We start from the raw sequence: 10,178 nt of genomic DNA on the forward strand, positions 1-10,178 counted from the left end.
ACAACACGATGGAGCAGCTCAGCGGAGGAGTCGCTGTCGTAACCGGTGCGGCCAGCGGCATCGGCCGAGCCGTCGCTTCGGCGTTCGCGCAGGAGGGCATGCGCGTCGTGCTGGCAGACATCGAGGCCGCCGCCCTCGATGACGCTGTAACCGAACTGCGCGGTGACGGGCATGATGTCCTGGGCGTCGTCACCGATGTCTCATCCGCCGAGTCCGTCTCCCGTCTTCGCGACCAGGCTGTCGATCACTACGGCACTGTCGATGTCCTGCACAACAATGCAGGCGTCGTCGCCGCCGGACTGATCGAGGACATCCCGCTCGCGACATGGCGGTGGGTGGTCGACGTGGACCTCTGGAGTGTCATCTATGGCATCCGCGCCTTCGTGCCGCTCATGAAGCGCCAGCGGCGTGGCCATGTGATCAACACCGCCTCGACCGCCGGACTCCAGGCCAACCCCGGCATCGGCCCGTACAACGTCGCCAAGTTCGGCGTAGTCGCGATCACCGAGACCCTGCGCGTCGAATGTGAGGGGACGGGTGTGAACGCGAGCGTGCTCTGCCCCGGCGCTGTCAACACCAATATCGTCCGCGCCGAGCGGAACCGGCCCGCGAACGTCCCCGAATCAACCGGCGCTGTCGCGGAGCGGTTCGCGGCCAGCTCCACCCGCCTCCTTGGTGAGCAGGGCATTGCCCCGACCGCGGTCGCGGCCATGGTCGTCGACGCCGTGCGGTCCGAGCGGTTCTGGATCATCACCCATCCCGGCTGGATCGATGTCGCCCGCGACCGGGCTGCGGCGATGGCTGACGGCAGCCTCGTTCGCCGGTTCGCCGGGTAGGGCCGTTTCACGGCGTTGCATCTCGCGCCATGGCGGGACCTCGATCCCGTCGTCGCCCGCTTTGTTGGAAACCTGGCACCGAAGAGAACAGAAGGAATCCATGTCCAGCCTTTTTGACATCCGGGGCAAAGTCGTCGTGCTGACCGGGGCCAGCTATGGCCTCGGCGAAGTCATGGCTCTGGCCCTCGCTGATGCGGGCGCCGACCTTGTCCTCGCCGCCCGCAGCGGCGAACTCCTCCAAGCGGTTGCCGACGCTTGCACGCACAAGGGCGTCAAGGCCACCGCCGTGGTCGCAGACGTCTCGAAGGAGGAGGACGTGGCGCGGATTGTATCCAGGGCGATCGAGAGCTACGGCCGCATCGACGTTCTGGTGAACAACGCCGGGATCTCCGATCTTCGGGGCCTGCCTGCGGAGAACTTCGACCTGGAAACCTTCCGTCGTATCGTCGACGTCGACATGGTCGGCGCCTACCTGCTTGCCAGGGACGCCGGCCGGCACATGCTGGCGGCAGGGTCCGGCTCGATCATCAATATCTGCTCGATCCTCGCCAGTGGGGCCAACGAGCTCAGCGTCATCGGCTACACCGCCGCCAAGGGCGCTCTGCTCAACCTGACCTACCAACTTGGCTGCGAGTGGGCCGACCGGGGCGTCCGGGTCAACGCCATCTCGCCGGGGTTCATCGTGACCCCGATGACGGCGCCCGGCCTCGAGGGTTTGGGCGTAGCGGAGTACGTCGCCAGCCGGACCCCGATGCGACGTGTCGGCCGGGCCGAGGAGCTCATCGGGCCGTTGCTGTTCCTCGCCTCAGACGCCTCCAGCTACATCACCGGGCTCAACCTCCTGGTTGACGGCGGTACCAACGCCGGCAACGGCTACTACCAGGTGCAGCCGGGACATCATGGCTGGGGTGCCATGCTGGGGGCGCCGATGGTCGGCGACCCCTATCCCGGGCTGGTCCCCATGCCGGAGCGGTTCGCGCCCTGGAAGGGCGGCATCCCCGGAATGCACACCCCCTGAGGTACGCCGTCCAACTGGTTCCTCCCCGCTGACCGCACGACCGGTACGAATCCGCCGCCGTGTGCGCCGGCGCGCGAGCCCGGTACGGCAGTGAAGTGGTCGCCGCCGCGATCGACGACGCCGGTGTCGACTACTTCACCTGTGGATGGGACCTGTTGTGGTCGACAGCGGCCGGCCGCTACTCCGCCGACGATTCTGAATGATCTCGGCGGCGATCGACACGGCGGTCTCTTCGGGGGTGCGCGCGCCCAGGTCAAGGCCGATCGGTGCACGGATGCGAGCGAGATCCTCCTCGGTCAGACCGGCTTTGCGCAGCCGGGCCAGCCGATCCGCGTGGGTACGCCGGCTCCCCATCGCTCCGATGTACCCGGCTGGCGTGCGCACTGCCACCTCCAACAGCGGCACGTCGAACTTCGGGTCGTGGGTGAGTACGCAGATCACCGTCGACGGGTCCACCGCGGTGCGGATGAGATAACGGTGCGGCCACTCGACCACCACCTCGTGTGCTTCGGGGAACCGTTTCCGGGTGGCGAACACGCCACGGGCGTCGCAGACGGTGACGTGGTAGCCGAGGAAGACCCCGATCCGGGTGACCGCGTGGGCGAAGTCGATCGCGCCGAAGAGGAGCATCCGCGGGGGAGGCACGATGGCTTGGACGAAGACGGTGACGGCGTCACCGCACCGTTCGCCCGCCGGCCCGTAGTGGCGCTGGCCGGACTGCCCTTGCGCGAGCATGCCCCGCGCGTCGTCGGTGACCGTCACGTCGAGGCCCTCGGTGCCGGTCGTGCCGGCCGCGCGGTCCTGCCATACCGTGCGTCGCGCCCCCACCCGTGCCGGTCCGGCGATCACGGTCGCCACCGCGACCGGCTCCGCTGCCGCCGATGCCGACGCGACGGCCGGAAGGTCCGGCGCAGTCACGTGATCGATTCGCTGTACGAAGACGCTGATCGTGCCACCGCAGGTCAGGCCGGCTGCGAACGCATCGTCGGCACCGAAGCCAAAGGTCTCCAGGACCGGTTCGCCGGTGGCAAGCACCCGTTGCGCCGTGTCGTACACCGCCCCTTCGACGCAGCCGCCCGAGACGCTTCCGAGCGCCTCGCCAGCGGTGTCGACGGCCATCGCGGCACCGGGAGGCCGGGGCGCGGACGCGCTGGTCGTCACGACGGTGGCCAGGGCGAACGGCGTTTCCGACTCCCACCATCCGAGCAGATCCGCCAGCAGCTCACGCATGAGACCTCACCACCGAGCGATCTGTGGCTGCTCATCCTAGCGGCCGGTCCACGGCCAGCGGGAGGCGCACGACAGTTACGATGCGATCATTTAACGAAGATGGCGAATTGGGGGAGGAGTGTGGAAACCTGGGCGCATGCAGAGCGCTGACCTGGACGGCTACCGTGCCGGGCTGGGGTACGAGGGCCGGCCTGTGCCGGCGTATGAGACCTTTGGCGTGCGGATCGTCGAGGTCGGCGGCGGGCGGGCGGTCGTCCGCCTGGCCGTTGCGCCGCCGCTGCTGGGGACGGACGGCCGGCTGCTCGCGGGCGCCCTCGCCGTGATCGCGGACGCCGCGTGCGGCACCGCCGTCGCTGTGGCCGGCCCCGGTGGACCCCCCATGCTTACTGCCCAACTGAGGCTGGAGGTTGTCCGGCCGCTGCCGGTTGCCCCGGGCTGGCTGACCGCCGACGGCCAGGCCGACTTCGCCGGCGACGACAGCGGGCTGGCCCGCGGGGAGTTGGTCGACGCCGCCGGTGAGCTGGTCGCGGTCACCTCACTGCGCGCGATCAATCCCCAGCGCAGTCTGGCCTCGACCCCTGCCTCGTCTCCTGCCTCGGCACAGATGGACAGCACGCACTCACCGTCGGCAGCGGATCCGACCTCGTCGGCAATCGTGTCCGGGGCCAATCCGCCGGCTGCCGCTCCGCCTCTCGCCGGCGCGCTGTCGGCACTGCTCGGCGTGGTCAGTCGTACCCGCAGACGCGGAGAGTCCGAGCTGACCCTGCGGCCGGGCCTGCAGGTGGCCAACAGTTTCGGTGCCGTCCACGGTGGTGTGCTCGGGCTGATCGCGCATATCGTCGCCGCCGACGCCCAGGCCACCGTGTTGGTGCCCGGCGAACGGCTGGTGCCGCTCGACCTCGCCGTCAACTACCTGCGAGGTGTGCCCGCAGGCGGCGAACCCGTCACCGCCGCAGCCACGGTCGCCTACCGGGGCCGACAGTTCGTCGTCGCCGAGGGCGAGCTGCGTAACTCCGATGGGCGCGGCGCCATCCGGTTCTCGTGCGGCGCGCAGATCCGTCGTTCCGGCTGATTTCCACCGGCACCGGTCCGTGTGCTCGTTAGGCACGGCGGCCGAGCACGGCGAGCAGGCGTGTCTGCTCGTCCGCGCCGGGTGGCGGTTGGAGGGCGGGGCCGCACACGTCGGGTCTACGCAGGTCGTCGCCGAAGTACGGCACCAGCTCGAACGCCAGCCGCACCTCGGCCGGGTCCATCCGTTCGTCGAGGCCGGTCGCGCGAGCGAGGTCCCACCGGTGGACCACCTGGTCGAAGCAGATGAAGCGGTCGATCGCCTCGGCGAAGGTGCTCGGGCCGCGCCAGCCCTGGAAGGTGGCGCCGGCACGCGCCGGATCGTCGAGGTCGGCCTGGATGGCGTCCCGCGCCGCACGCCACGCGGCGAGGGGGTCGTCGTCGACCGACGCGATGTCGCCCAACTCGCGGCCGACGAGGCCGAGGAACATACCGTGGGTGTCGACCACGTGCCGGACGACGTCGCGCGCCGTCCACCCTTCGCACGGCGACGGGCTCTCCCAGCGGTCGGCGGGTACGGCAGCGACCGTCTCGGTGAAGGCGCCGGCCAGGCGGCGGTACCGGTCAGCGATGTCGCTCATGGTGTCCTCTCATCCCTCGGTAACGGCGTGTTCCCGGCACGCGGCTCCAGCGTTCCCGAGCGCATGTCCGCGAGTCTTGAACAAACGCGACGCGGTAGCGCCGAAGCCCGCTGTACCGCCGAAGCCCGCTGTACCGCCGAAGCCCGCTGTACCGCCGAGGGCCGTGGATGTCTAGCGTGGGCGAGGTGCAACCGATGGTGCGGGCGGTGGAACGCGACGCTCGGGGGATCATCGCACCCGACGTGGGGCTCACCCGGTTCCGCCTCGACCGGTATCCGCCCTCGGCGCAGGTCGCCCGCTTCGTCGACCGCTACTGGGTCGCCACCTGGGACCTCACCGGGCAGGACCCGTTCACCCAGCGCGTCTTCGCCCATCCCGTCGTCAACGCGGTACTCGCCGACGGCGCGTTCACCGTGCACGGCGTGACCACCCGCATCGGTGCCCGGACGCTGTCCGGCGCCGGCCGGGCACTCGGGATCATGTTCCGGCCAGCCGGGTTCCGGCCCTTCGCGGGCGGTTCGATGGCGAAGCTGCGAGACCGGACGCTGCCGTTCGCCGACGTGTTCGGCGCGGACGCCGTGGCCTTACTGGCACACGAGGTGACCGCCGCGGCGGATCCAGTCGGGATGGCCGCGGCCGCCGACCGCTTCCTGGACTCGCAGATGCCGTCGCAGGTGTGGGAGTCCGAGGCGACGAGCGCCCTGGTCGAAAAGGTCGCGGCTGATCCGACCTTCGTCCGGGTCGATGCCCTGGCCGCACTGTGTGCTCTGACTCCCCGCCAGCTCCAACGCCGCTTCGCTGACCACGTCGGAATAGGTCCGAAGGCGACGATCCGCCGCTACCGCTTTTACGAGGCCGCCGAACGCGCTCGCGGCGCTGACGTCGACTGGGCCGACCTCGCCGCCGAACTCGGCTACAGCGACCAGGCACACCTCACGCGGGAGTTCTCCGCGATCGTCGGTCTGCCCCCGTCGCGCTACGCCCGCGCCTGCCGCGCCGGGTGAGACGCGTCCGGAAGAAGACCAGGTGGGCGTGGCGGCCGTCTCCGACAACGTGGGCCGACGACCCGATTGTCCAGCCACCACAGCCCGGCGACCTACCGCTCGGCCAAATGACGGCGCAGGAGGGATGGATCGCGCTGCGCCCAGCGCCGGTTCCGCCATTCCCACATCCAGGGCACCGGGCGCACGTGCCCCTCCGCGAGATCACTAGTTGTTGTGGGAGTGGGTGCGTCGCGGTCGGAGAGATCGCCGATCGGTGGTGGTGGGTGCGTAGGGTTGGGGGCGCAGCGTGATCCGTGCCGCCTGGCGGATGGAGTGTGACGATCGATGGCTCGCCGGTTCCAGACGGCTGGTCCGTGCCGGCCTGGGGTCGACTACATGATTCCGGCAGTGTCACGCTTGCCGGAGGTTCCCGACCTGGTGGAGCAGGAAGGGTACTTCGTCGTGCACGCGCCACGGCAGACAGGGAAGACGACGACGCTGACCGCGCTCGCCGAGGAACTGACGGCCAAAGGCCGGTACGCCGCGCTGTTGTTCTCCTGCGAGGCGGGGCGGGCCGCCCGTGACAACTACGGTGCGGCGACTCGCGACATTCTTTCCCGGATCCGCGCCGCGGCCAGCACGGTGCTGCCCGCGGACCTGCGCCCGCCGCCGTGGCCGGAGGCGTCGGAAGGCACGCTGCTCGCGGCGGGTCTGTCGGTATGGGCGCAGGTCTGCCCCCGGCCGTTGGTGCTGTTCTTCGACGAGATCGATGCGCTGAGCGGGCAGAGTCTGATCAGCGTCCTCAGCCAACTCCGGGACGGCTATCGCGACCGCCCGATCGGCTTTCCCACCTCGGTCGCGCTGTGTGGCCTGCGGGACGTCCGTGACTGCCACCCCCGAAATCGCTTCGCGATTCCGCGGGACCCCGGAGCGGCATCCGGAGGCGACCCGTCACGGTTGGGGACGTCGAGCCCGTTCAACATCAAGCTGGAGTCGCTGCGGCTGGGGGACTTCACGGCGGAGGAAGTCGCCGAGCTGTACGGGCAGCACACCGCCGACACCGGGCAGGAGTTCACGCCAGCGGCGGTGGCCCGAGCGTTCGAGCTGACCGCAGGCCAGCCATGGCTGGTCAACGCGCTGGCCCGGGAAATCGTCGTGAAGATGGCGGTGTCGGTCTCGACGCCGATCACGGTCGACCACCTGGAACAGGCGAAGGAGCGCCTGATCCTGGCGCGAGCGACGCACCTGGACTCGCTGGCCGCCCGGCTGGCCGAGCCGCGAGTCCGCCGGATCGTGCTGCCCTTGCTGGCCGGCGACCTGGTGCAGCTCGACCCCTACGACGACGACCTCGCCTACGCCCGCGACCTCGGCCTGGTCGCCCCGAAGGACCCGGTCCGGATCGCCAACCCCATCTACCGAGAGGTCGTCGTCCGAGTCCTGACCACCCAGGTCGAGGCCAATGTCGTCGCCGACCCCCGCAGCTTCGTGCTGCCAGACGGCCGTTTCGACGTCGCGCTGCTGCTGCGGGAATTCGCCGAATTCTGGATCGAGCACGGCGACGTACTGACCTCGACGGAGCACTACCACGAGGTCGCCCCACAGCTCGTCCTCATGGGATTCCTCCAACGCGTCGTCAACGGCGGTGGCTACGTGGAACGGGAGTACGGCGTCGGCCGGGGGCGGATCGATCTGCTCATCCGCTGGCCCTACCCAAACGAGAACGGCAAACGCCACTGGCAGCGGGAAGCCCTCGAGCTCAAGGTCTGGCATCCCGGCAAGGCCGACCCGCTGCGCCAAGGCCTGACTCAGCTCGACCGCTACCTCGACCGCCTCGGCCTCGACACCGGCATCTTGATCATCTTTGACCGCCGCCCCGACGCCCCCGACCTCAGCGAACGCACCCAGTTCGATATTGCCACCACCCAGACCGGCCGCACGGTCACGGTCCTGCGGGCGTAATTCTCCCCTCGCCCACCAAGCACCCGACGCTCAGCGGGCTGACCACCGTGCAGACCTGCACCGTCCACTTGATCCGGGCGGGGCTGCGGTATGCCCTCTACACCGATCGCAAGGTGTTGGCCGCGGCGATGCGGCTATGGACGCGGTAGCGGCCTGGGGGTTGGGAACGGGCCCGGGAGAAGGCCCGGGAGAAGGCGTACTCGGAGGTGTAGCCAACGGCGCGGGCGATGACGTCGATCGGGTCGTCGGTGTCGCGTAGCCGGCGCGCGGCCAGGTCCATTCGCCAGCGGGTGAGATAGGCGGCGGGGGTGTCACCGACGAGGACGGGGAACCGGCGGGCCAGCGTCGCGCGGGACACAGCGACGTGGTCGGCGAGGGAGGCGATGGTCCAGGCGTGGGCTGGGTCGGTGTGCATCGCCGTGAGGGCAGCCGCGATCACAGGGTCGCTCAGGGCACGTAGCCACGACACGGAAGGGGGCGGGGGTTCGGCCTGGAGCCAGGCCCGCAGGAGGTGGATGAGTAGCACGTCGACGAGTCGGTTGAGCACCGTGGCTGCGGCGAGTTGCGGGTGCGTCAACTCGCTCGACAGGAGCCGGACGGTGTCGTCGAGCGGTGCGTTGTCCGAGCCTGCCGGTATGTGCACTACGTCGGGGAGCAGGGTAAGCAGGGGTGTGGTGACAGCGGGGTCGTGCCGGTAGGAGGCGCACAGTATCCGTGTCCGCGCCGGCTGGGTGCCGATGTCGAGCCGGCCGCCGGCAACCCGCGCCCGGTGGGCGGCGGCGTGGTCGAAGGGTTCGAGGGGTCCGGTGCGGTCGCCCGACAGACCGTGCGCGGTCCCCGTGGGCAGCAGGACCACGTCGCCGGGCATGAGCTGCACGGAGGGCCGGTCGGGCACCCGTAGCCAAGCCGTCCCGGCGGTGATCGCATGGAACGCCGCTCCGGGTATCGCGAACAGGTGCAGCCCCCACGGGTCGCCCGCGTATACGGTCGCCGCGACCGTGCCCCGCACGCCGGCAACGGCCAGCACTTCGGCCAGCAGATCCACACTCGGAGCCTAGCGATCCGTGTGCGGGGCTGATCTCGATGAGACGGATAGACAAAGAATCGAGACCGATCGTCATCGACTGGCCATCGTCACGCTCCATACGGTTGATCTGTCGCCCACATCCCCGGCAGGAGAGCAACCGATGAACATTGCAGGCAGCACCGCCCTTGTCACTGGCGCCAACCGCGGGCTTGGCGCCCGCCTGGTGACCGAACTGCTTGGCGCCGGAGCGAGCCGGGTCTACGCCACCGCCCGTAACCCCCACACCATCGACCCGCAGGTGTGCTCTGACCCGCGGGTGCGCACCCTGGCCCTGGACATCACCGATCAGGCCAGTGTGGATGCCGCCGCCAAGGCGGCCACCGACGTCACCCTTCTGGTCAACAACGCGGGTGTGCTCGGCTTCGGCGGCGCCCTGGACGGCGACCTCGACCTGTTTGGCCGTGACATGACCACGAACTACGTCGGCACCCTGCGGGTCACCCGGGCGTTCGTCCCTGTACTGGCGGCGAATGCACCCGCTGCAGTCGCCAACGTGCTGACCTTGATCGCGCTTGCCCCGGTCCTACCGATGGCCGGGTACTGTGCGTCGAAGGCCGCCGCACACTCGATCACGCAGGCGCTGCGCGCGGAGTTGCGCGGCCGGGGTATTGAGGTCATCGGCGCCTACCCGGGTGGGATCGACACCGACATGCTCGCCGGTATCGAAGCGGACAAGGCCGCCCCCGAGATTGTCGCCGGGCGCATTGTAGCCGGCATTGCGGCCGGTGAGACGGTGGTCTGGCCCGACGACACATCCGCCCACGCCGGCACGGTCTACGTTACCGACCCGCTGCGACTCGAGCAGATGCTGGCAAGCTGAGTCTCTCCCGGGCCTCCCGGGCCCGCGAACGCGGTCCGTTGGAGAATACGGACTCGCCCCGTCAAAGAAGGTAGCCCTCTATGTTGAGCTCGGTGCGGCCGGTTACTGAGACCAATGCCTCGTTGGGGCGGAGGCTGGCTGGCCGCACAGATCACCGCAGGTTACATTCATGATCGAATGTGGACCTAACGCACCAGAACAAGAACCGTTCGATCTTTATCGAAGGTCCTGAGATCACCATCCGGCCGGTCGCCACCCGGGTCCTGATCAGGGACGACGCCCAGTGAGCGCCCGGCCGGCAACATCATCCACCGAGCCGAACACACGTTCTGCGCATCTGGTAGTTCCGGAGCCGGCTGGCCCGGTGACGCGGGGCGAGTTGGCCGTTGTAGACGCCGACCGCGTGGATACGACTCAGGAGTCGGTGAACTCGGCGAACGTTGCCGGCAGGTCAGCCGGCAACTCGCTGGTCGCGTTTCAAGGCCCTGGGCAGCACCGACGAGATGTTCGTGCTGGTGCGGGACAAGCTCTTCCCCTGGCTGCGGGAGTCCAACGATGTGATTGTTGTGCTGTTCTGGCGACACAAAATCTACATC

Annotated in this window: 9 protein-coding genes; 6 read left to right on the plus strand and 3 right to left on the minus strand. The window is 69.3% G+C overall.

The features are described 5' to 3' along the window. Positions 1-8: 8 nt before the first annotated feature. Positions 9-836 carry an SDR family NAD(P)-dependent oxidoreductase gene (locus tag U9979_RS09115; RefSeq protein WP_322779021.1) on the plus strand — a complete coding sequence of 276 codons (828 nt, stop codon included), beginning with the start codon at positions 9-11 and terminating at the stop codon, positions 834-836. A 100-nt stretch (positions 837-936) separates the two neighbouring features. Then, a complete protein-coding gene (locus U9979_RS09120; protein WP_322754232.1) occupies positions 937-1,854 on the plus strand; it encodes an SDR family NAD(P)-dependent oxidoreductase in 918 nt (305 codons plus the stop codon). A 135-nt stretch (positions 1,855-1,989) separates the two neighbouring features. On the opposite strand, the gene U9979_RS09125 is transcribed toward U9979_RS09120, so the two are convergent. Further along, positions 1,990-3,084: an XdhC/CoxI family protein gene (locus U9979_RS09125; RefSeq protein WP_322779022.1), complete on the minus strand. Its 1,095-nt coding sequence runs from the start codon at positions 3,082-3,084 to the stop codon at positions 1,990-1,992. Between the two features lie 136 nt (positions 3,085-3,220). Between U9979_RS09125 and U9979_RS09130 the strand changes: the two genes are divergently transcribed. Further along, on the plus strand, positions 3,221-4,156 hold the full coding sequence (locus U9979_RS09130; RefSeq protein ID WP_322779023.1) for a PaaI family thioesterase: 936 nt from the start codon (positions 3,221-3,223) through the stop codon (positions 4,154-4,156). Between the two features lie 28 nt (positions 4,157-4,184). Here the strand turns inward: U9979_RS09130 and U9979_RS09135 are convergent, their stop codons facing one another. Next, complete coding sequence (locus tag U9979_RS09135) at positions 4,185-4,733, minus strand: TIGR03086 family metal-binding protein (protein WP_322779024.1); 549 nt, start codon at positions 4,731-4,733, stop codon at positions 4,185-4,187. A gap of 176 nt (positions 4,734-4,909) precedes the next feature. On the opposite strand from U9979_RS09135, the gene U9979_RS09140 reads away from it, so the two are divergent. Both U9979_RS09140 and U9979_RS09145 read left to right on the plus strand, forming a co-directional pair. Beyond that, the gene (locus U9979_RS09140; protein ID WP_322779025.1) at positions 4,910-5,737 is read left to right on the plus strand and encodes an AraC family transcriptional regulator; all 828 of its coding nucleotides are present in this window, start codon (positions 4,910-4,912) and stop codon (positions 5,735-5,737) included. Between the two features lie 324 nt (positions 5,738-6,061). Next, positions 6,062-7,675: an AAA family ATPase gene (locus U9979_RS09145; RefSeq protein WP_416219785.1), complete on the plus strand. Its 1,614-nt coding sequence runs from the start codon at positions 6,062-6,064 to the stop codon at positions 7,673-7,675. Positions 7,676-7,772: 97 nt separating this feature from the next. Here U9979_RS09145 and U9979_RS09150 read toward each other — a convergent pair whose 3' ends face one another. Continuing rightward, positions 7,773-8,720 (minus strand): AraC family transcriptional regulator, encoded by a 948-nt coding sequence (locus U9979_RS09150; protein ID WP_322751945.1) that lies wholly within the window; start codon positions 8,718-8,720, stop codon positions 7,773-7,775. Positions 8,721-8,862: 142 nt separating this feature from the next. Between U9979_RS09150 and U9979_RS09155 the strand changes: the two genes are divergently transcribed. After that, positions 8,863-9,582 (plus strand): SDR family NAD(P)-dependent oxidoreductase, encoded by a 720-nt coding sequence (locus U9979_RS09155; RefSeq protein ID WP_322779027.1) that lies wholly within the window; start codon positions 8,863-8,865, stop codon positions 9,580-9,582. Positions 9,583-10,178: the final 596 nt, after the last annotated feature.

The organism is Protofrankia sp. Cas4 (assembly GCF_963555915.1).
In the GTDB taxonomy this organism is placed as follows: domain Bacteria; phylum Actinomycetota; class Actinomycetes; order Frankiales; family Frankiaceae; genus Protofrankia.